Origin of the sequence: Anaerotignum lactatifermentans (assembly GCF_016902535.1) — a bacterium.
Taxonomy (GTDB): domain Bacteria; phylum Bacillota; class Clostridia; order Lachnospirales; family Anaerotignaceae; genus Anaerotignum; species Anaerotignum lactatifermentans_A.
Map to the genome: position 1 here is coordinate 142,195 of NZ_JACSNY010000005.1, position 21,117 is coordinate 163,311.

A 21,117-nucleotide genomic window follows, 5' to 3' on the forward strand; every position below is an offset into this window, starting at 1 on the left:
AAGAACGGAATTTCAAAAAAGCGATTGGATTGAGACTATACCAGCCGCTTTTTTTTTAGTATAATTGGAAAAAGATATGACAAAAAAGGAGGAGAGCGCTTGAGCAGAGCAGACGATATTTTTATTCAGAATTGCAAAGAGATTTTAGAACATGGGTTTTCCACGGAACATGAGAAGGTACGTCCCCATTGGGAGGACGGTACCCCCGCCTATACCATCAAGACCTTTGGCGTGGTGAACCGCTACGATTTAAGCAAAGAGTTCCCTTTGCTGACCCTGCGGGCCACCAACTGGAAGGCGGCCATTGACGAGATTTTGTGGATCTGGCAGAAAAAATCCAATAACATCCACGATCTGAACAGTAAAATCTGGGATTCCTGGGCCGACGAGACCGGCTCCATTGGCAAGGCCTACGGCTACCAGCTGGGCGTGAAATACAAATTCAAGCATGGGGAAATGGATCAGGTGGATAATGTGCTGTGGCAGCTGAAAAACGCTCCCGCTTCCCGCCGGATCATGACCAATATTTATAATTTCGCCGATCTGACGGAAATGGGGCTGGAACCCTGCGCTTACAGCATGACCTTCAACGTAACGGGCAATAAGCTCAACGCCATTTTGAACCAGCGCTCTCAGGATACCCTGGCGGCCAACAACTGGAACGTGGTGCAATATTCCGCCCTGCTGATGATGTTCGCTCAGGTCAGCGGTCTGGAGCCCGGAGAACTGGTCCATGTCATCAGCGATATGCATATTTACGACCGCCATGTGCCTATCATCAAAGAGCTCATCGAACGGGAGACCTTCCCGGCGCCGAAGGTGCGTCTGAATCCGGAAATCAAGGATTTCTATGACTTTAACGTAGACGATTTCATTGTGGAAGACTATCAGCATGGCAAGCCTGTGGGCAGAGTGTCTATTGCCATTTAAGGAGGAAGGCCCATGAACCTGATTGTTGCGGTAGATGAAAACTGGGGCATTGGCAAAGACGGAGATTTGCTTTGCCGCATTTCCGCCGATATGAAATATTTCCGGTCTGTGACCACAGGCCGTGTGCTGGTGCTGGGCAGAAAGACGCTGGAGTCCTTTCCCGGCAAAAAGCCCCTGCCCAAACGTACCCATATTGTGCTGACGGCCAACCGGGCCTATGAGGCGGAGGGCGTGACCCTTTGCCACAGCCTGGAGGAACTGCCGAAGGCGCTGGCGGATTACGCGGACGAGGATATTTTTGTCATCGGCGGCGGCAGTATTTATGAGCAGCTTCTGCCACAGTGCAAAAAGGCGTATATCACCAAAATTTACGATAAATTTCCCGCGGATACTTATTTTCCCAATCTGGATGAAAAACCGGAATGGACATTGACACAAAAAGGGGAAATGCAGGAAGAAAAGGGTGTGAAATTCTCTTTTGATCTTTATGAACGGAAATAAGGGACTTTTTCAGAGGAAAGGGGCGGATTTGTATGTTGACGATTTACACCCATCGAAAAAAAGTAATGGATATCATTTGTATGGTGTATGCGCTGATGTTTTCCAACATGACGGAGTACTGCAATCAAATGCGAGGAAAAACCTTTGACATTAAGTGGGCATATGCGGCCTTTGGGCTGATGGCATTGTATTTTCTGGTGCTGTATCTCTTTACGCAGATCTGTGACTGGAAGATGGCGGCGGTCAATTTGCTGGTACTGGTAGCGGCGCTGCTGATCCGAAATGGCGTTGACGGGTTTTACCTTATTTTTGTGGAGTCGGATTTTACGATGCTGTTGTTTATGGTCTTTATTCTGTGCCATCGGGGCTATGAAGCAAGGAAAAAAACGAACACTCCCCCCTCCGAGGCGGAATGACAAAAAAGAACAGGGAGACAGGAATCCTTTGGATTCCCGCCTCCCTGTTTTGATTTCTCAGAAGGTATCGGGGTGCTGGTTGCTCCAGCCGGTCTGTGCCATAGTAAAGATCCGGGAAATATCCTCCGGGGAAAGCCGGAAGTCGAAAACATCCAGATTGGCCTTCATCCGTTCCAGGGAAGCGGATTTGGGCAGAGGCAGTACGCCGTTGTCCAGAGCGAAGCGCAGACAGATCTGCGCCGGGGATTTGCCGTATTTTTCCGCCAGTTCCAGCAGAAGCGGCTCTTCCAGTACACGGGTGCGGCCCAGCGGGCTCCATGCCTCTACCTGAATGCCTTCCTTCTGGCAGAAGGACATAGCATAGGGCTGGCAGTAGCCGGGATGGATCTCCAGCTGGTCTACCATAGGCTTGATGTTGGCCTTTGCCAGCAGGGGCATCAGATGGTGGGGCAGGAAGTTGCTGACGCCGATGGCATGGACCACCTTTTCCTCATAGAGCCGTTCCAGCGCCTGCCATGCCGCCAGATCCCGCTGCTGCCAGTGGGCATGGTCGCCTTCGGGCATGGGCCAGTGGAGCAGACACAGATCCAGATAGTCTGTCTGGAGGTCTTTTAAGGATTCCTCTACGCTGCGCAGAGCGTCGTCATAGGACAGATGGGTCTTCCATACCTTGCTGGTCAGGAAGATTTCGTTTCTGGGAACGGAGGACATCTGCATGCCTTCGCCCACTTCCTTTTCGTTGCCGTAGATACGGGCCGTATCCAGATGGCGGTAGCCACATTCCAGAGCGGTGCGCACAATGTCCGCCGCGCTGGCGTCGATAACTTTATAGGTGCCGTATCCCACGCTGGGAATGGTAACGCCGTTAGATAATGTAAATGTTTTTTCCATTAAACCTCATCCTTTCTCTTTTGTGCTTCCTGTAACAGATAGTTTTTTTCGTTGTGGGCAGGCTCCCGGAGGACATCCTCCAGCAGGGCGTTTAAAACAGCCCCCAGGTGTTTTCCTTTGGGGATGCCCGCCGCCATCAGCTCTTCCCCATTGACCGCCAGCCCTTTCAGATTCAGACAATCCCCCGCCGCCAGTACCTGATCCAGAAGGTTTTCTGCCTTTTGGGCGGCTGTTTTATCATGAAGAATGGCCTGCATACGGAAGAGGCGCCTTGTGATGTCCTCTCCCAGTGTGCCCGCCAGCTTCCGCACGCCGTAGGCCGTTTGGGGCGTTTCTTCGTGGAAATGGCGCAGATAAAGAACGATTTCCTTCATGGTACTGTTATCGAATTTCAGCTTTTTGCAGAAGGCTTTTGCTTCTGCCTCCCTGTAATTTTGCAGCACCAGCGTCCAGCGGCAGGCGGAAGTATTGGGCGCTGCCTTGAGCTGGGGAATCAGACCCTCGCCCAGACGCCCCATCTGCTCTGCCCAAAGATGGTCGATATGGGGCAGCAGACCGCTCTCCAGCAGAAGAGGCAGCTTTTCCGGGTAAGGTGAGCGCCAGAGCTTGTCTAACTCCTCGTGGATGCGTTCGGCGCTGATTTTTTCGATCAAAGCGGCGTTTTCCGCCATAGCCGTCCGGGTTTCTTCCTCTACGGCAAAGCCCAGCTGGGCCGCGAAACGGACACACCGCAGCATCCGCAGAGCGTCCTCCTGAAACCGCTTGGCGGGGACGCCTACCCCGCGGATCAGTTCCCGGGCAATGTCTTCCCGGCCGGAAAAAGGGTCCTGAAAGCCTTCTTTGGGATGGTAGGCGATGGCGTTCATGGTAAAGTCCCGCCGCAGCAGGTCCTCCTTCAGATCCGGTGTAAATTGGACGGCGTCCGGATGGCGTCCGTCGTGGTATTCCCCGTCTAAACGGTAGGTGGTGATTTCGTAATTGACTTTGTTCCGTACCACCGTAATGGTGCCGTGCTGGATGCCTGTGTCAAAGGTGTGGGGGAAGAGGGATTTCGTTTCCTCCGGCAGAGCGGAGGTGGTGATGTCCCAGTCCTGGGGCTGTCGTCCCAGAATGGAGTCCCGTACACAGCCCCCCACGATGTAGGCTTCGTATCCGTTTTTATTTAATGTGTCCAGAAGATAAATGACATCCTCCGGCAGAACGATGTTGTTTTCCATGTCACACCTCAGCTTGTTTTGATATAAAGAAAGTATATCATAGACCCGGAAAAGGGTAAAATTTTTTTTGCAAAAAGTTTTGGAAAAAAGTGTTGACAAGCATTAGGTCCCGTGGTAATATATTTCTTGCAGAAAAAAAGATGCGCGCCCTTAGCTCAGTTGGTAGAGCAACTGACTCTTAATCAGTGGGTCCAGGGTTCGAGTCCCTGAGGGCGCATCATAAAAGGCAGCGCTTTTCGGCATCAGGTCGGGGGGCGTTGTTTTTTTGCATCTCTGTAAGCCATGCGCAGACAGAGGAAAAGGCAGGTCCATACTTGTATGGACCTGCCTTTTTGTATGGCTGCATAGGGCGTCAGCCCCAGCCGCACGGAAAGTGCGGCTGGCAGGGCTTACAGAGATGCATTTTGGAGGACAAATGTATTTGGACAGAATGTCCTTTTTTATAGGGCGCCAGTTGCACCGCTCGGAAAGTGCGGCTGGCATAGCATACAGGGTGCTGGTATGGACCTGCCTTTTTGCGTGGCTGCATAGGGCGTCTGTTTTCGGTATTGCCAGGCGATGGTTTCCCTGAACCGGTTGTTTTCATATTTTCCCCTTTTCCGCCATAGACTGGTACAGAGAATTTTTTCGCTGGTACAGGAACGGGGGAGGAAGTATGGAGGATATCTATGGAAAAATACTGTGGGAAGGCTACGGACTGAAATATTACGGGGGCAGCCGTACCCGCACGGGGCTGGTCTGCAAAACGGACATGGGACTGCGGGAGCTGAAAAAGGCGAGAGTGTCCCAGCGGGAGATCCTGTTTGCCCATGATGTGAAAAAGAATCTGTATCGAAACGGCTTTTCGGAACTCTGCCTGTTTTATACCGCTGTGGACGGACAGCCCTTTTTTGTCCGGGAGGGAACTGTATATTTGCTGGAGGAGCCAATGCCTTCCCAGAATCTGGAGGAAGAGGAGCCAGAGACCTTCAGACGGGGCGCGGCGGTGCTGGGACGGATGCACCGTCTGTCCAAAGGGTGCCATAGTCCCTACGGCCTCTGGGAGGAAAACCGGCTGCCGGAGCATTTTCGCAAACGCCGGGCGGAGCTGGCAAAGATCAAGCGCAGGATAGATAAAAAGTCCGCTTATACCGCCATGGATCTGGTGGTTCTGCGCCAGTATGCCCGTTTTATGGAGCAGGCGGCCCAGGGAGAGGAACTGCTGCGAAAGGCGGACTATGCCGCTTTGGCGGCGGAGGCCAGAGCCGGCGGCTATTTCTGCCATAACAGCTTTAAGGGGGATCATCTGCGGCGGCGGGAGGACGGCAGGATCTTTGTAGGCGGTTTTGAGGGATGCAGCGCCGATGTGCCTCTGCTGGATCTGGCGGCCTATCTGCGCCGGTTTATGCGAAAATCCACAGGAACGGCGGCGGATTTGGCGGGGATTCTGGACGCCTATCAGCAGGAACGACCGCTTTCCGTTGGGGAGAAGATGCTGCTGACGGCTATGGCGGTATTCCCTGACCGTTTTATGCGGCTCATGAACGAAACCTATAATAAACGGCAGGTCTGCGTTTCGCCGGCTATGGAGGAAAAGGCGGCGGAAGTCCTGCGGGAGGAGGAGGGCTGTCTGGCCCTGCGGAAAATGCTGGATGAGATTTTATAAAACCGTGGTTTTTTCAGAGTCGGCGGGTCCTTTGCGGTCTGCCGGCTCTGTTTTCGGCAGAGGGGCCCGAAAGCGAAATTTTCTTGCAACTTGGGGAAGAAACGTATAAAATAAAAATGAGAAAGTCTGAAATATTCCCAAAGGAGGAATTGGAAATGAAGGACTATCATTTTGAAAATAAACGGGATGAATTTGATACCACCATACGGTTAGATCATATCAATGAAAAGCTGAAAGATCTGGAAAACGAGCTGCCCTCCATGGAGGACGAGCTGGGGGATAAAGATGATTTTTTAAATGCCTTTGAATCGGAAAAGTTTGATGATATGCCCCGGCGTCAGCCGCAGCGGCGGGAGGAGACCTTAGAGGATACCAGACAGCGGCCCCGGCAGCCGGAAAACGCCGGCGGCGGCCCTGATGATTTTTGGAATAAAAAAACCATCGGCCTTTTGACCGGCGGCGGTGTGCTGCTGATGCTCATTGTTTTTTTGCTGGTAAAGGTGATTTTTTTCGGCGGGTTCCGTTCCGATGCGCCGGTGACGGCGGAGGGGGAATGGCCGATGCTGGTGGAGTCCGTTCTGGCGGACGGCGAACTGCTGGTCTATGATATTACCGCAGGCGAGCAGAAAACGGTGACCATGACGGCGGAAACTATCCTAACGGACCGCATGGAGGCGGAGATCTCCGCAGATGAAGTGGCGGAAGGCGATCTGCTTGTCATGCAGCTGGACCAGACCGGTGAAGTGGTGATCCAGGCCACCTATGGCGGCGGCATCTTCCGGGAAGAGGTCACGGGGCTGGAAGCGGATACAGAAAAACACCGCCTGACAGGAGAAAAGGAAAAATATGACTATGACGAACGCACCATGTTCCTTTACGACGGGGAGTCCATCTCTCCTGAGGATCTGGAGCCCTGCGATGTGCTGGAGCTTTCCGGTATCCAGGACACGGTCTGGAGCGTGAACGTGCTGGAATATCATGGATACATTAAGGTAGACAATAAGACTGCCGTGAAAAACGGCACCTTCCGGCTGGATGAGGAGGACGAGCAGCCGCTGGATGAGGTGGAACGCATCGCAGTCAGTGAGGGCAGTCATACCATTACGGTGGAAGGCGACAATATTGAGACCAGAAAGGATACGGTTTTTGTGGAAGCGGGAGAGGAATATGTCTATGACCTTTCCAAGGCCCAGGAAAAAGTAGGCGTACTGGTTATCAACGCAAATGTGACGGACTACAAGCTCTATATCAACGGCGCGCAGACCGACAGCTCTGTTCCGGCGGTGCTGCCTTTGGGCGAGTATGATGTGGTGATTTTGAAAAACGGATATCAGGACTGGAACCAGAAAGTGGTTTTGGACAAGGATACCGTCAGCGTGACGGCGAATCTGGAGCGTGAGGTCCAGTACGGTACCGTGGTTATTGCCTCGGATGTAGAGGGTACGGTGGTATATGTGGATGGGCAGGAGATTGGCATTGCGCCTTTGCAGACGACCCTGACTTACGGCGAGCATATGATCGTCCTGCGCAAGGAAGGCTATCCCGATTATGAGCATAATGTGTCCGTAGAGACGCCGGTGCTCCATCTGAACGCCACCATGTAGCGACAAAACAGAAAGAGAATCACCGGCAAAGAGACTGCTGGGGTCTTTTTGCCGGCGCAGATAAACTATACAAAGGGAGGAATGGAAATTGGATTATATGGAAAGATATCATCAGTGGCTGGCTGATCCCGCTATTGACGAAGCAACAAAAGAGGATCTGCGCAGCATTGCCGCAGACGACAAGGAAATCAAGGAACGCTTTTACAAGGAACTGGAATTTGGCACGGGCGGTCTGCGTGGGATTATTGGGGCCGGCAGTAACCGTCTGAACCGCTATACCGTAGGCCGGGCGACCCAGGGCCTGGCGAATTACATCCTGAAAGAAGGCACACAGGACAAAGGCGTTGCCATTGCCTATGACTCCCGTCATATGTCTCCGGAATTCGCCCAGATCGCTGGTCTGGTACTGGCAGGCAACGGCATCAAGGCTTATGTATATCCTTCCCTGCGCCCTACTCCTATGCTGAGTTTTGCGGTACGGGAACTGGGCTGCACCGCCGGTATCGTGATTACCGCCAGCCATAACCCGCCGGAATACAACGGCTATAAGGTTTACTGGGCAGACGGCGCGCAGGTGGTAGCTCCCAGAGATAAGGACATCATCGCGGAAGTAAACGCTGTGGCAAGCTTCGGCGAAATCAAGGAAATGGCCATGGACGAAGCGCAGGCAAAGGGCCTGTTCCAGTATACTTCTCAGGCGGTGGATGACGCTTACGATGCCAATGTGCTGGCACAGCGTCAGTCTCCCGAGATCATCCAGGAAATGGCGGACGATCTGAAGATTGTGTATACCCCCATCCATGGCTCCGGCAACCTGCCGGTGCGCAGAGCGCTGGAAAAAGCCGGATTCCATCAGGTATATGTGGTCAAAGAACAGGAACTGCCTGATTCCGATTTTACGACCGTTGGCTATCCCAACCCCGAAGACCCCAAGGTATTCGTTCTGGCCCAGAAGCTGGCGGAGGAAAAAGGCGCGGATATTATCGTAGGCACAGACCCCGACTGTGACCGTGTAGGCGCTATGGTCCGCAACGACAAAGGCGAATATGTGGTGCTGACCGGCAACATGACTGGCGCGCTGCTGACAGAGTACATCCTTTCCCAGAAGAAGGCGAAGGGCACACTGCCCGCCAACGGCGCTGTCATCAAGACCATCGTAAGTACGGAAATGATCCGTCCCATGTGTGAAGCCTATGGCGTGGAACTGATGGATGTGCTGACGGGCTTTAAATTCATCGGCGAAAAGATCAAAGGCTTTGAGGAAACAGGAAGCCATAGCTACGTATTCGGCTTTGAGGAAAGCTACGGCTGTCTGGCCGGTACCTATGCCAGAGACAAAGACGCCGTTGTGGCAACACTGCTGATCTGTGAAATGGCGGCATATTACAAGAAACAGGGTATGACCCTCTATGATGGCCTCATGGCCCTTTATGAAAAATACGGCTATTTCCGGGAAGGCGTAAAATCCCTGACCATGAAGGGTCTGGACGGCGTGGAAAAAATCCAGAAGATCATGGCCGCTTTCCGTGCGGAAACACCGGCATCCTTTGGCGGTGTTGATGTGGTTTGGGCGAAAGACTATAAGACACAGGCCTTCAAAAACCTGAAAACAGGGGAAGAGACCGGCAGCCCTCTGCCTGTTTCCGATGTAGTATATTACACACTGGAGGATGGTTCCTGGATCTGTGTACGTCCTTCCGGCACAGAACCCAAGCTGAAATTCTATATCGGCGTAAAAGGCACCTCTCTGGCAGACGCTCAGGCGAAGATCGCCGCTGTGGAAGCCGATATCGACGCGAAGGTAGCCGCTGTATAAAGGACAATCAAATCCGAGGATTTCCTTTCGGAACCATTTGATTCAGAAAATAAAAAATCGCTGGAATTCCCTGCGCTTTGCAGGGGTTCCAGCGATTTTTCCTTGTTGGGATTTTTCCTGAAAAATACAGCGCTCCCAGGGAAGAAAATTTCATGTTTTCCGCCTTCCGGGATGCCGGATGTTTTGTGGGAAAAGGATTATTTATAGGCTTTTTTATAGATTGCCAGACAGTCCTCAAAAGGCATATCGGCAGGGTCTACCTGGAACAGGCCGCCCATGGTGTCATAAGCCATTTTGGTGTACATTTCCAGATCTTCTTCCTTGATGCCGTAATCGGACATTTTCAGATCGTCCACATGGCAGGCTACCTTCAGTTCATGGAGCGCGTCTACGAAATCCATGGGTTTGGTGGCGTCTGTTTTGCCCAGTGCCTTTGCCATGGCAATCATGCGGTCGTCCACAACGCCGCGTTCTGCCCAGTAGGTGTAGTATTCCTCACAGAGCATAATCAGACCTGCGCCATGCTCCAGTTTGGGATTTACGCCGCTGAGAGGATGCTCCATAGCATGTTCGGAGGTGCAGCCGCCAATGCTTTCGCTCATGCCGGAAAGGGTATTGGCCAGTGCCACGTCTTCTCTTGCCTCCTTGTCGCTGCCGTCATTGACTGCCTTTACCAGGCTCTTGCCGATCAGCTCAATGGCCTTTAAAGCGTACAGGTCATTGATGGGGTTGGTATAACGGTTGATATAGCCTTCTGTGCTGTGGAAGAGAGCGTCAAAGCCCTGATAAGCTGTCAGCTTTTCGGGAACGCTCATCATCAGATCGGGGTCAACGATGGAGAGCACGGGGAAGGTACCGTCATAGCCGAAGCCGATCTTTTCGCCGTTTTTGTTGGTGATAACAGCCCAGGGGTCCGCCTCTGTACCGGTGCCCGCTGTGGTGGTGATGGCAACGATGGGCAGGGGATGTACGGGAACGGCTTTGCCGCCGCCGGTACCGCCGGAAACATACTGCCAGAATTCGCCGTCATTGACAGCCATCACAGCAATAGCCTTGGCGGAGTCAATGATGGAGCCACCGCCCAGACCGATCACGAAGTCACAGCCTTCTGCCTTTGCCAGTGCCGCCCCTTCCATGACATGATGTTCTGTGGGATTGGGCTGGATTTTGTCAAAGACCACATGGCCTACGCCTGCCATGTCCAGCTGTTCTTCCAGCCGTGCCAGATAGCCGTATTTGCGAACGGAAGTACCGCAGGAAATAACGATCAGGGCCTTTTTGCCGGGCAGGGCCTGTTTGTGGAGCCGGTCCAGCTGACCGCTGCCGAACAGCACGCGGGAAGGGATGTAGTATTCAAATTTCATGGGAAATTCCTCCTTTCAAGTCTCAGAAGAGTATACCACAAATGGACAAAAAAGGAAATCGTTCCCCGGCCAATTTTGTTCGGGAAAAAATACGAAAAAAACCTTTTCCGGCAGGAAAAAACCATGTAACCTTTTTCGTAGGAAATCGTTTTCTCAGTGAAAGGGCAGGAAAGGAGGGGGCTATGGAACATGACGTGTTAAAGGAACTGTACGAAAGATATTATCAGGCGGCGTATCTGTATGTCCTCTCTTTGTGCAGAAAAAAGGAATGGGCGGAGGATATTGTAAATGAAGGGTTTTTGAAAGCCTGTCTGACGCTGGAAAAGGAAAATGAGGGGTTTTTGTGGTGGCTCATGCGGGTATGCAGAAATCTCTGGCTGGATCAGCTGAAAAAACAGAAGCGGCAGGACGGCGCGGAGATTGCGGAGATTCCTGTGGCGGAGGACGCTCTGGCGGGGATTCTCCAAAAGGAGGAAAATATCCGGCTGTATGCCGCCATGAACGCGCTGCCGCCAAAGGACCGGGAGCTTTTGATCTGGCACTATTTCGGCGGTCTGCCCATCCGGCAGATGGCATCCCTGCGGGGCTGCTCGGAAACGGCGGTAAAAACGGCGCTGTTTCGGGCCAGACGCCGGCTGAAACAAAAACTGGGAGGTGAAAGAGAATGAGATTTCAGGAATTGCTGGAAAAATATAAGGCGGGGGACGTTACGCCGGAGGAACGGGACTATGTGGAGAAGGAACTGGAAAAATATGAAGCTTTGACGGGCTATTTTCTGGAGGAGGATTTCACGCCCTTGACGGAGGAACAGACGCCGCCGGAGGAATGGAAGAAAATCGACCGTTCCATAAAACGGCGGAATCGGAGGATTGTTGCGGCGGCAGCAGTGCTGGCCTGCGTTATTATGGGGCTGGTCTTTGCCTTCCAGCCGGTCATCAGCAAATGGATCTGGTATGACCCCACGGAACGGAGTATGCAGGAGTTTGCTTATGACATCGACTGCCATCTGGCGGTTTTGACAGAATTGACCATGCCGGAGGTACAGATAGAATCCGTTCTGCCGACGGAGCAGGGATGGGGGAAGTACGATTTGCAGATACAGCAGCGGGACTGGTCTACGGGAGGATATACCTGGCTGAGCGGCACGGTCACCAGAGGGAGCATCGAACTGAATCGAAATGCGTACCGGTACAGCAGTATGAATGTTTTTTCCAGAGGGACCATGCCTTTTGTAGATGTGGAGGGGGAACACAGCGTTATCCGTACCCCCCAGGAGGCAAAAGCGGCTTTGGCGGATTTGCCGGAATACGTGCGGATGGAAGCCTATGTTTCTCTGGGGAAAGACTGGACCATGGAAGAGCTGGAGGCGTTTCAGCGGGAATATGATCCGGAGGGCTATGATATTGGCTGGGTCGGTGTACGGACGTCTCCGGAAGAGCGGCAGATGTTGCCCTTGATGGGATTTGACGCCGGAGGCAGCGGCTATGTATTCGATCAGGTGGATGAGGCCTATCCTTTTTATGAATTGTCTATGCATGAGGAGGTGCCGCTGGCGGAGGCATGGGAGAACCATTTTCTTGCCCTGCTGCAATACAGCGTTGACCATGGGGATTTTTACGCAAGACTGAATCAGTCGGGCAGCCATGGCGCCATTTGCCAGATGGTGCAGGAATATGTGGGGGAAAACGGCGTAATGACCTACGGATTTCTCTACTATGGTACGCCATCGGAGCTTGCGAAGATTCTGGAGCATCCCGATGTGGAAGGGATATATGTTTCCGATGCCAGACTGAATGTGCCGGGGCTGTAAAAACACGGGGAAAATAGGAGGCTGGTCTTTCACAGACGAAATAAAAAAGCTGAATTCTTTTGGAAAAAAGAGTTCAGCTTTTCTTTGTTTTCCGGGACCTGTTTTTTCAGTCAAAAAACAGAAATTTGTAAGGCGGGATTTCCAGAGCCTCCGCAATACGGAACAAGGTGTAGAGAGAAATGGGCTTGTAGATATTGGGCGCCTCGATCTGCCCGATAAAACTGGTATCCACATCAAGAAGTTCCGCCAGTCCCTCCTGTGTGTAGCCCTTCAGCTTCCGGTAATAGGATACCTTCAGGCCGATCTGCTTGTAATAATCTGCATAATCACCGCGCATATGTCGATCCTTCCTTTCGTGTTTTTAGTATAATTGACATATTTGAGTGGTTGTATTGCAAGATCGAATAATTTATATTATGATTGAATAATAAATATCATGAGATGTTATAATAAAAGGAGGAATACGGATGCCGACAGATTTTGCTAAAAACCTGCGTGCCCTTCGTCTTTCCCGTCGTGTGACCCAGGCGGAACTAGCGAAGGCTCTGGGCTACGGCTATACGGCCATCGCCAACTATGAATCCGGCAGGAATGAGCCTTCTATTGGGGATTTGGCACGCATCGCGGATTTTTTTCAGGTGTCTTTAGACGCTCTGGTAGGCAGGCACTGGGAAGAAACGGCGGAAGACTTCCGCTGGCGGCTCCTGTCCCCGTGGGAACGCCGGACGGTGCTGGATTTTATGGATCAACTGGCAAAAAAAGAAACAGGACAGTTTCGATGAGACGAAGGACTGTCCTGTTTTTTTATGTTACGCGGTCTGTTCAAAATACTGCTGGTGCCATACCAGGAACATATAGATGGTCCAGATCTTGCGGCTGTTGTCCGCTTTGCCCGCTCTGTGCTCGTCCAGATATCTGACGATTTCCTCAGGTTTGAAAAATTCTCTTGCGGCGGGGCTTTCAAAGGCCGCCTTTACTTTTTCATAGTAGGCGTCCTCTTTCAGCCAGATACGGATGGGAACGGGGAAGCCCAGTTTCTTTTTCTCCGCCACCATATCGGGCAGATAACGGTGGGCCGCCTGCCGCATGGCGAATTTGGTATTTTCCTTGGTGACCTTGTATTCTGTGGGTACTTTCCTTGCCACATCGAATACCACTCTGTCCAGGAAGGGTACGCGTACCTCCAGAGAGTGGGCCATGCTCATTTTGTCCGCTTTCAGCAGAATGTCGCCGATGAGCCAGAAATGCATGTCGATATACTGCATTTTTGTGACGTCGTCCAGGTGTTTTACTTTGTCATAGTAGGGACGGGTCAGCACTGTATGATGGTATTTCCCTGTGGGGGATTTCAGGATCTTTTCCCGTTCCTCCTCGGGGAACATGAAGGCGTTGCCGATGAAGCGCTCCTGTAAGTCCTTACTGCCTCGAATGATATAGTTGCGGCCCTTTACTTTGGGCATTTTCTTTGCCACAGCGCCCATGGCCTTGCGGACGGGGCGGGGCAGTCTGGTCAGGGGCAGCAGGTCATGGGGCTCCCGGTAAATGTTGTAGCCGCCGAAAAATTCGTCGGCGCCTTCCCCGGAAAGGGATACCTTGACATGCTTTGCCGCTGTCTGGCTGACAAAATACAGGGCGATGGCGGAAGGGTCCGCCAGAGGCTCGTCCATCTGGTACTGTACCTTGCCGATGATGTCCCAGTATTCGTCCTTGGAAATGAGTTTATTGTAGTTGTCGATTTCGATTTTTTCGGACAATGCTTTGGCATAGTCGATTTCGTTGTATTTTTCGTAGTCAAAGCCTACGGTGAAGGTCTTGTCCCCATGGAAGCAGGCCGCCACATAGGAGCTGTCCACGCCGCTGGAAAGGAAGGAGCCGACTTCTACGTCGCTGATTTTATGCTTCTGGATAGAGTCCTGCATGGCGTTGTCGATTTCATCCACAAACTGTTCCAGGCTCTTGCTGTGGTCCGGCTCGAATACAGGCTCCCAATACCGCTTGATGTTCATTTTGCCGTGGCAGAAGGTGAAGCAGTGGGCCGGGGGCAGTTTGAATACACCTTTGAAGAAGGTCTCCGGCAGTACGCTGTACTGGAAGGTGAGATAATTCTCCAATGCCTCCTTATTGACTTCTCGATGGAAGCCGGGGTATTCCAGAATACTTTTGATTTCAGAGCCATAGACCAGCTGCCCGTTCTGGATGGAGTAATAGAAGGGTTTGATGCCGAAAAAGTCTCTGGCGCCGAAGAGCGTTTCCTTTTTGCTGTCCCAGATGACAAAGGCAAACATCCCCCGCAGCTTGGGCAGAAGGTCCTCGCCGTATTCCTCATAGCCGTGGAGCAGGACCTCCGTGTCCGCGTTGCTGCTCATGACATGGCCCTTGGCGATGAGGTCCGCCCGGATCTCCTGATGGTTGTAGATCTCGCCGTTGAAGGTGATGACCATATCCTTTGTTTCGTTGTAAATGGGCTGATGACCGCCCTCCAGGTCGATGATGCTCAGACGGCGAAAGCCCATGGAAACGCCGTCATCCATATATTTGCCGCCGCTGTCGGGGCCGCGATGGATGATTTTATTCATCATGTTTTCCAGAATTTCCTCGGAAGTCATCAGATGCCCCGTAAAACCGCAGATACCGCACATAATTGCTGTTCCTCCTTTAACATATCCCAAAAGGGCCAATGCCCCATAAGTTTCCGATTCTACTTTAGCATAAAATACGGAAAAAGCAAAGGGTATTTCCGTAGGAGTGCCTGCGGAAAATACCCTTTGCGGTGTTTCTTCTGTTTATTCTGCGCCGTTTTGCCCTGTCTTATGCGGCATTCTCAGATGCCGGCGCATCTGCCGAAGAGGGTCGCCAGGTAATATAATCCCTGGGTAAAGCCCTCGTCCCACTGGCTCCAGTCAAAACGGAAGCCCCAGTTGCCGCCGGCGATGCCGGGGGTATTCATGCGGCTGTTCCCGTCCAGATTCAACACATCCTGCAAAGGCACAATGGCGAATACGGCGGGAGAGGCGAAAGCCAGACGGATCAGATCCCAGGCCACGTTGCTGCCGTCTACGTTCAGATAGCGGCGGTAGTGGTCCTTTTCTTCTTCCGTGGCTTCGGCGTACCAGCCCCGGGAGGTGTTGTTGTCGTGGGTGCCGGTGTACATGATGCTGTTGAAATCACAGCTGTGGGGCAGATAAGCGTTGTTGCGGTCGTTGCCGAAAGCAAACTGCAGCACACGCATGCCGGGGAAACCGGCTTCTTTGCGCAGAGCCCGGACTTCGTCGGTAATGATGCCCAGATCCTCCGCAATAAGAGGAAGTTTCCCTAGTTCTTTTTCCAGTGTCCGGAAGAAGTCCATGCCGGGGCCTTTCTTCCAGACGCCCTGAATGGCGTTGGGCGCGCCGAAGGCTACCTCCCAGTAGCTTTCGAAGGCCCGGAAATGGTCGATGCGCAGGATATCCACATCCTCCAGGGATTTTCTGATGCGGTCGGTCCACCACTGGTAGTCTGTTTTCTTATGGGCCTTCCAGTCATAGAGAGGGTTGCCCCAAAGCTGGCCTTCCACACAGAAATAATCGGGGGGCACGCCGGATACCACCGTAGGGAAGCCCTTGGAATCCAGCTGGAACAGCTTCTGGTTGGCCCAGACATCGGCGCTGTCATAGGCCACGAAAATGGGCGCGTCGCCGATGATCTGAATATCGTTTTCGTTGGCGTATTCTTTCACCGCCTGCCACTGGGCGGAGAACAGATACTGATAGAATTCTTCTTCCCGGATTCGTGCCGCCAGCAGTCGGGTCCATTTTTTCACGGTCTGGGCGTTATGGCGGCGGATGGCCTTGGGCCAGGTACACCATGCGGCCGATTCAAAATAAGCCGTCTGCTCCTCCGCTGTCAGGAAGTCTACGGTCTCCTGCTGGAAGAGGCGGAATTCCTCCGCTTCCTTGCCCTGATTTCTGCGGGCGGTAAAGTATGCCTTTAAGGCCAGAAACAGCGCGTAGTCCTCCAGCCAGTACTGGTTTTTCTGGCAGAAGGCTTCAAAATCCGCCAGCGTGCTTTCCTCGGGGTCGTTCTGGAAGTTCTGGTAAGCCTTGCGCAGCAAAGGCAGTTTGTAAGCCTTTACGGCGTCATAGTCTGTGTCGGGACCGCCGAAGTCCGGCACAGGCGCCAGGTCCTCCTCTGTCAGAAGCCCTGCCTTTACCAGCTCGTCGGGGCTGATGAGCAGTATATTTCCCGCAAAGGCGGAAATGCTCTGGTAAGGGGAGTTGCCGTAGCCGATGGGGCACAGAGGCAGAATCTGCCACAGACTCTGACCGCCTTTTTTCAGCTGGTCCACAAATAAAAACGCGTTGTCGCCCAGATCGCCGATGCCGTAAGGCGAGGGCAGAGACGTGGGATGCAGCAGTACGCCGCTTTTTCTTTTGGTAAACATAGGAATCTGTTTCCCTCCTTTGTATCAATGGCGTCTCAAAAGGACGCATATTTTTTCAAATAATGGTAAATATATGAATATTCCATCATTTTAACAGCTTTCCCAAAGAGATACTATCCGCAGAACTGCCAAATTTTAGGCTATGTTCCAACAAAAAGCGAGGATTTTTCTGTCATAGGCGGTGAACAATAGAAGGGCAGAAGTCTGCAAGCGCATAAAGGAGGAATGGATATGAAGTATGAAAAAGCCTTACTGGCCTTTGTGAAGTATGAAAAAGCCTTACTGGCCTTTGTTTTGACGGCGGGAATGCTGACAGGCTGCGACTCCACGGCCAACCATCTGGGCGGCGCCGCCGGAGACGGAGATGTGTACGGCAGCAATATTTACTGGGACGGCTACGGCATCAACGCCGGCAGAGATACCGTCGAGGAGGACAAATCCGAGCTGGGGCAGGATATGGAAAACATGACCCAGGATATGAAGGATATGGTAAAGGACAACCCGGTCAGTGACGCGGTTCGTGACGCCATGGACGGGACCACAGCCAAAAACATGAACTAAGGAGGTCTTTGTTATGGAATATCAGGAGTTTCAGAAGCTGAAAAAACGCTTTGCCCAGGCGGGGCTGGACGAAAAGATCTCTTTGTATACCACCACCTGTGGCCTGAGCCAGGAGCAGTACCGGGAACTATTGGATGATTTCCCGCCCCAGAAACTGAACCTGCTGGATCAGGCCTTATGGTGAGGGCGGAGAGGCGGCTGTGCCGCCTTTTACATATTTCCATTTGAACCGTTATCTGGTATAATGAAAGGCAATAGTGGGAAGAAAGGCGGTGACGGTCATGGAGTTTACAGAGGAGTTATATGTGGGGGCCTCAGTGGAGGATCTGGGAACGGTGGTATATAGCCTGCGCAGACGCATCCCTGTGCCCAGACTGTACTGCATCGTGTTCTTCCCTCACCGAAACCGGCTGGAGATCCTCTCCTCCCGGGAACTGTTCACAGCGAAATATCAGGAGAAAAACGGCGTCATCGCCGGTGTTGCCATGGGCCGGAAGGAGGCTGTGGAGCTGCTTTGCTATATGGCGGAGCAGGCCGCGGCGGAGGGCAGGGATATGACCGCCCCCCAGAGCTGGATTTTCCCGGCGCAAAAGACGGATGGAGGAGAAGAATGCTGACGGTTTTATTGCTGATTTTAAAAATCATCGGGTTCCTGCTGCTGGCCATCCTGCTGCTGTTGCTGCTGATCCTGCTGGTGGTGCTCCTTTGTCCGGTGCGCTATGAGCTGGAGGGAGAGAAGAAGGGCTGCTTTTCCGGTTACGGCAAGGTCAGCTGGCTGTTCGGCCTTTTGAAGGCGGAAGGCAAATGGAAGGAAGGCAAGGACCCCAGGTTCCGTATCCTGGTGGCGGGGCGGTCCCTGACGGAGAAAAAGAAGAAAAAGAAAAGAAAGAAAACATCGGCCAAAGAGCCGGAAATCCTATATACCAGAGAAAAACAGACACCGGAGAAACAGCCGGAGGAGGACCCTGTGAAAACAGAAGCGGCGGAGCCGCCCCGGACAGAGACGCCGGAGCCTGTGCCCAAACCTATGGCGGAGGAAACGCCGCAGGAAAAAAGCGCCGAAAAAAAGGCGGTGCCGGAGCGGAAATATGAGGGCATTCGGCGGGTGAAGATGTCACAGATCCGAGAAGTGCCGCCGCCGGAACCTCTTCCGGAGGAGGACTTTTTGGAGGACGAAGCCTTTTTTACAGGCAAAGAGCCGGAAGAGGCGGAGGAAGGCTTTGACTGGAAGCTGTTTCTGAAAATAGAGGATAAGAAGGGCATCGCCAAGGCCTTTGCCAAGCTGCTGAAGCGGATGGCGAAGGGGATACTGCCCCGGGATTTTTTCCTGGTGGGCACCTTTGGCACGGGAGACCCTGTCTGGACGGGGTATCTGCTGGCGGCCCTGGGCATATGGAAAGGAAAATTCGGAGAAAATTTACAGGTGCGTGGGGACTTCGCCAAACGGACGGCGGAGGATGTAACGGTGCGCATCGGCGGAAAGATCGTGGCGGGGTATCTGGTTTACGCGGGCGCGGCCTTTGTGCTGGCCAAACCGGTGCGCCGTGTGCTTATGACACTGTGGAAAGGAAGAAAAAAGAATGGCGAAGGAATTTGATGTTTCATTAGATGTATTATTTGGCAAGGTGGACGAGCTGGTCTCCACAAAGACCGTTGTGGGGGAAGCCATCGTCATTGGCGATCTGACGTTGCTGCCTCTTATTGAGGTAGGCGTTGGCGTTGGTCTGGGGGGCAAGGAAAAAGGCGGCAGCGCCGGCGGTATGGGCGCACGCATCACACCCTCCGCAGTGCTGGCTATCCAGGACGGCAATGTGCAGTTAATCAATATCAAGAATCAGGATGCGGTCAGCAAGCTCATCGACATGGCGCCCGGCGTGGTCAATAAGCTGAATTTCGGCGCTGTCTTTGGCAGAGGCAAAAAGGAAGAGCCTCAGGAAACGGTGAAGTTTGAGGAAGAAACCATTGTGGAGGAAGGATAAGGGGGGATACCCTTGCGCACACTGATTGAATATTATGACAAGGACGTTTTGAAAAATATTGTGGCGCCTTTGACCCTGCGTCCGGACCGGGTGGTGTATCTTTATGACAGCGGCATGACGGATATGACGGCCTTTCGTGCGCTGGAAACCTGTTTCAGGGAGCATCTGCCAAAGATTCAGGTGGAAAAATACGCCGTGGATATCCATTCTGTGCAGAAGATCTATCAGAAGACCTGCCAGGTCATAGACCGCTGCGGCGGGGAGTGCTTTCTGGAGCTGACCGGCGGCAGTGAGCTGATGATTATTGCCGGATTCAAAGCGGGTTGTGAGAAAGGAGTCCGGCTGGTGCATACGGATCTGGTGCGCAACGAGATCACGGATCTTTCCACAGATGAGATAGTGGCGGAGACGGTGACCCTTTCTCTGGAGGATTTTATTCACGCCAGAGGCGCCTGCTTTATCGGCGAGTCCCATCGGCCGCCGGCGCCGGAAAAATACGAGGCCATCAATGCCATGGCCCGGTATCTGTTCCGCCATCTGTCGGAGTGGAAACCCACATGCAGCTATTTGCAGACGGTGGCGGCCCGGTATTTGCCCCATGAGGTGTTCATGGAGAGCAAGGAACAGATTTTTATGAAAAACGGGAAAAAGGTGTCCCCTAACCGGGAGATTTTAAAGGAATTCCAGCGGCTGGGATTTTTGAAGAATCTGGTTATGGATGGGGAGCGGGTGCGCTTTTCCTACTGCTCTGTGGAGGACAGGCAGTACTGTACTGGCTATGGTGTTTGGCTGGAGCTGTATGTGTATATTGCCGCCAGACAGGCCGGTGTCTTTGATGATGTAAAGCTGGGCACCATGATTGACTGGAACGCCTATGACGGCGTTGTGGTAGCGGGCAACGAGATCGACGTGATTTTAATGGATCATTCCATGCCGGTATTCATTTCCTGCAAGCTGCGAGACGCGGATACGGCGGCACTCAACGAACTGCTTATTGCAAAAAAACGTGTAGGCGGCTGGTTTTCCAAGGGTGTTGTGGTGACCTTCAGCAAGGAAAAGGTGGAAGGCAGCGGTACATATAAACGTGCCCAGGAGCTGGGGCTGGAGCTGCTGGATTCCTCCGATATTCTGGCGGAGGATTTTGGGAACCGTCTGGTAAAGGCCATCCGGGAGCATGATCTGGTGAGCCTGAAATGGAAGAAAGTATAGGAGGGTACCATGGCAAAGAAAAATACCCGCAATACCAAAAGCAGAATTATATCGGCGGCATGGAAACTCTTTTACGAGCAGGGCTATGACGATACGACGGTGGAAGAGATCGTAGAGGAGTCCGGGACTTCCAAAGGCTCTTTTTACCATTATTTCAACGGCAAGGACGCTCTGCTGGGGTCCCTCAGCGAATTGTTTGACGAGAAATATACGGAGCTGGTACCGGCTTTGCAGGAGGATATGCACAGCTTTGATAAGCTCATGTTCCTGAACCGGGAGATGTTCGGCATGATCGACAACAGCATTTCCGTGGACCTGCTGGCAAGACTGTATTCCTCCCAGCTGATTACTACGGGGGAGCGCCACCTGATGGACCATAACCGGGTTTATTATAAGCTGCTGCGCCAGATCATCGCCGAGGGCCAGCGAAAGGGCGAACTGAGCGAGGAGATTTCCGTCAATGAGTTTGTTAAGACCTATGCCCTTTGTGAACGGGCGCTGATCTACGACTGGTGTCTTTGCAGCGGAGAGTATTCCCTCAGCCGCTATGCGGCGGAAATGATGCCCCGGTTTTTGGGGGGATTCCGAAAATAAAAACGGTACCGATCTGGAAACAGGTCGGTTTTTTTACGGGAAAAATTTGATTTTATTTTCTGACGGGGAAATAATACAAAAAATCGTATAGACAAAAACAGCTATTTTACAATAAAATATGAGATATAACGCAAATAAAGTATAGAATTCATTCTATACT

The 21,117-nt window shown here is 52.5% G+C and carries 22 protein-coding genes and 1 tRNA gene; 17 read left to right on the forward strand and 6 right to left on the reverse strand.

Annotated features, from left to right (window positions below):
* Window positions 1-99 precede the first annotated feature (99 nt).
* Genes thyA through H9X84_RS05710 form a run of 3 tightly spaced genes read left to right on the forward strand, consistent with a single transcriptional unit; the run spans window position 100 to window position 1,847 of the window.
* Window positions 100-930 carry a thymidylate synthase gene (gene thyA / locus H9X84_RS05700; protein WP_205133273.1) on the forward strand — a complete coding sequence of 277 codons (831 nt, stop codon included), beginning with the start codon at window positions 100-102 and terminating at the stop codon, window positions 928-930.
* Between the two features lie 12 nt (window positions 931-942).
* Complete coding sequence (locus tag H9X84_RS05705) at window positions 943-1,431, forward strand: dihydrofolate reductase (RefSeq protein WP_205133272.1); 489 nt, start codon at window positions 943-945, stop codon at window positions 1,429-1,431.
* 32 nt (window positions 1,432-1,463) lie between these two features.
* Window positions 1,464-1,847 (forward strand): hypothetical protein, encoded by a 384-nt coding sequence (locus tag H9X84_RS05710; protein ID WP_205133271.1) that lies wholly within the window; start codon window positions 1,464-1,466, stop codon window positions 1,845-1,847.
* A gap of 57 nt (window positions 1,848-1,904) precedes the next feature.
* Here the strand turns inward: H9X84_RS05710 and H9X84_RS05715 are convergent, their stop codons facing one another.
* Both H9X84_RS05715 and H9X84_RS05720 read right to left on the reverse strand, forming a co-directional pair.
* Window positions 1,905-2,738, reverse strand: a complete 834-nt coding sequence (locus tag H9X84_RS05715; RefSeq protein WP_205133270.1) for an aldo/keto reductase — start codon at window positions 2,736-2,738, stop codon at window positions 1,905-1,907.
* Window positions 2,738-3,955, reverse strand: coding sequence for a CCA tRNA nucleotidyltransferase (locus H9X84_RS05720; RefSeq protein WP_205133269.1), 1,218 nt, complete (start codon window positions 3,953-3,955; stop codon window positions 2,738-2,740). The genes H9X84_RS05715 and H9X84_RS05720 overlap by 1 nt, the downstream gene beginning before the upstream one ends.
* A gap of 144 nt (window positions 3,956-4,099) precedes the next feature.
* Between H9X84_RS05720 and H9X84_RS05725 the strand changes: the two genes are divergently transcribed.
* From H9X84_RS05725 to H9X84_RS05740, 4 genes are all read left to right on the forward strand, one after another.
* Window positions 4,100-4,172, forward strand: a tRNA-Lys gene (locus tag H9X84_RS05725).
* 438 nt (window positions 4,173-4,610) lie between these two features.
* On the forward strand, window positions 4,611-5,600 hold the full coding sequence (locus H9X84_RS05730) for a phosphotransferase (RefSeq protein ID WP_205133268.1): 990 nt from the start codon (window positions 4,611-4,613) through the stop codon (window positions 5,598-5,600).
* Between the two features lie 155 nt (window positions 5,601-5,755).
* Window positions 5,756-7,204: a PEGA domain-containing protein gene (locus H9X84_RS05735; RefSeq protein WP_205133267.1), complete on the forward strand. Its 1,449-nt coding sequence runs from the start codon at window positions 5,756-5,758 to the stop codon at window positions 7,202-7,204.
* A gap of 97 nt (window positions 7,205-7,301) precedes the next feature.
* Entirely contained in the window at window positions 7,302-9,020 is a 1,719-nt protein-coding gene (locus tag H9X84_RS05740; protein ID WP_205133400.1) for a phospho-sugar mutase, read from the forward strand.
* Between the two features lie 197 nt (window positions 9,021-9,217).
* Here the strand turns inward: H9X84_RS05740 and H9X84_RS05745 are convergent, their stop codons facing one another.
* Window positions 9,218-10,384 (reverse strand): iron-containing alcohol dehydrogenase, encoded by a 1,167-nt coding sequence (locus tag H9X84_RS05745; protein ID WP_205133266.1) that lies wholly within the window; start codon window positions 10,382-10,384, stop codon window positions 9,218-9,220.
* Window positions 10,385-10,566: 182 nt separating this feature from the next.
* Between H9X84_RS05745 and H9X84_RS05750 the strand changes: the two genes are divergently transcribed.
* Window positions 10,567-11,052: an RNA polymerase sigma factor gene (locus H9X84_RS05750; RefSeq protein ID WP_205133265.1), complete on the forward strand. Its 486-nt coding sequence runs from the start codon at window positions 10,567-10,569 to the stop codon at window positions 11,050-11,052.
* Window positions 11,049-12,194 carry an anti-sigma factor C-terminal domain-containing protein gene (locus tag H9X84_RS05755; protein WP_205133264.1) on the forward strand — a complete coding sequence of 382 codons (1,146 nt, stop codon included), beginning with the start codon at window positions 11,049-11,051 and terminating at the stop codon, window positions 12,192-12,194. The genes H9X84_RS05750 and H9X84_RS05755 overlap by 4 nt, the downstream gene beginning before the upstream one ends.
* Before the next feature lie 106 nt (window positions 12,195-12,300).
* On the opposite strand, the gene H9X84_RS05760 is transcribed toward H9X84_RS05755, so the two are convergent.
* The gene (locus H9X84_RS05760) at window positions 12,301-12,531 is read right to left on the reverse strand and encodes a helix-turn-helix transcriptional regulator (protein ID WP_205133263.1); all 231 of its coding nucleotides are present in this window, start codon (window positions 12,529-12,531) and stop codon (window positions 12,301-12,303) included.
* 130 nt (window positions 12,532-12,661) lie between these two features.
* On the opposite strand from H9X84_RS05760, the gene H9X84_RS05765 reads away from it, so the two are divergent.
* Window positions 12,662-12,976 (forward strand): helix-turn-helix domain-containing protein, encoded by a 315-nt coding sequence (locus H9X84_RS05765; protein ID WP_205133262.1) that lies wholly within the window; start codon window positions 12,662-12,664, stop codon window positions 12,974-12,976.
* Window positions 12,977-13,003: 27 nt separating this feature from the next.
* Here H9X84_RS05765 and asnB read toward each other — a convergent pair whose 3' ends face one another.
* Together asnB and malQ are read right to left on the reverse strand one after the other, a co-directional pair.
* Complete coding sequence (gene asnB / locus H9X84_RS05770; protein ID WP_205133261.1) at window positions 13,004-14,833, reverse strand: asparagine synthase (glutamine-hydrolyzing); 1,830 nt, start codon at window positions 14,831-14,833, stop codon at window positions 13,004-13,006.
* Between the two features lie 182 nt (window positions 14,834-15,015).
* On the reverse strand, window positions 15,016-16,614 hold the full coding sequence (malQ, locus tag H9X84_RS05775) for a 4-alpha-glucanotransferase (RefSeq protein ID WP_205133260.1): 1,599 nt from the start codon (window positions 16,612-16,614) through the stop codon (window positions 15,016-15,018).
* 231 nt (window positions 16,615-16,845) lie between these two features.
* Here malQ and H9X84_RS05780 point away from each other — a divergent pair, with 231 nt between their 5' ends.
* The 7 genes from H9X84_RS05780 to H9X84_RS05810 all read left to right on the forward strand — a co-directional run bounded on the left by H9X84_RS05780 (window position 16,846) and on the right by H9X84_RS05810 (window position 20,957).
* On the forward strand, window positions 16,846-17,175 hold the full coding sequence (locus H9X84_RS05780) for a hypothetical protein (protein WP_205133259.1): 330 nt from the start codon (window positions 16,846-16,848) through the stop codon (window positions 17,173-17,175).
* A gap of 13 nt (window positions 17,176-17,188) precedes the next feature.
* Window positions 17,189-17,359, forward strand: coding sequence for a hypothetical protein (locus H9X84_RS05785; RefSeq protein WP_205133258.1), 171 nt, complete (start codon window positions 17,189-17,191; stop codon window positions 17,357-17,359).
* A 97-nt stretch (window positions 17,360-17,456) separates the two neighbouring features.
* Window positions 17,457-17,792, forward strand: coding sequence for a hypothetical protein (locus H9X84_RS05790; RefSeq protein WP_205133257.1), 336 nt, complete (start codon window positions 17,457-17,459; stop codon window positions 17,790-17,792).
* A complete protein-coding gene (locus tag H9X84_RS05795) occupies window positions 17,786-18,772 on the forward strand; it encodes a hypothetical protein (protein WP_205133256.1) in 987 nt (328 codons plus the stop codon). Before H9X84_RS05790 ends, H9X84_RS05795 begins: the two co-directional genes overlap by 7 nt.
* On the forward strand, window positions 18,756-19,154 hold the full coding sequence (locus tag H9X84_RS05800; RefSeq protein ID WP_205133255.1) for a GerW family sporulation protein: 399 nt from the start codon (window positions 18,756-18,758) through the stop codon (window positions 19,152-19,154). The genes H9X84_RS05795 and H9X84_RS05800 overlap by 17 nt, the downstream gene beginning before the upstream one ends.
* 12 nt (window positions 19,155-19,166) lie before the next feature.
* Window positions 19,167-20,363 carry a Card1-like endonuclease domain-containing protein gene (locus tag H9X84_RS05805; RefSeq protein WP_205133254.1) on the forward strand — a complete coding sequence of 399 codons (1,197 nt, stop codon included), beginning with the start codon at window positions 19,167-19,169 and terminating at the stop codon, window positions 20,361-20,363.
* A gap of 9 nt (window positions 20,364-20,372) precedes the next feature.
* Window positions 20,373-20,957, forward strand: coding sequence for a TetR/AcrR family transcriptional regulator (locus tag H9X84_RS05810; RefSeq protein WP_205133253.1), 585 nt, complete (start codon window positions 20,373-20,375; stop codon window positions 20,955-20,957).
* Window positions 20,958-21,117 lie beyond the last annotated feature (160 nt).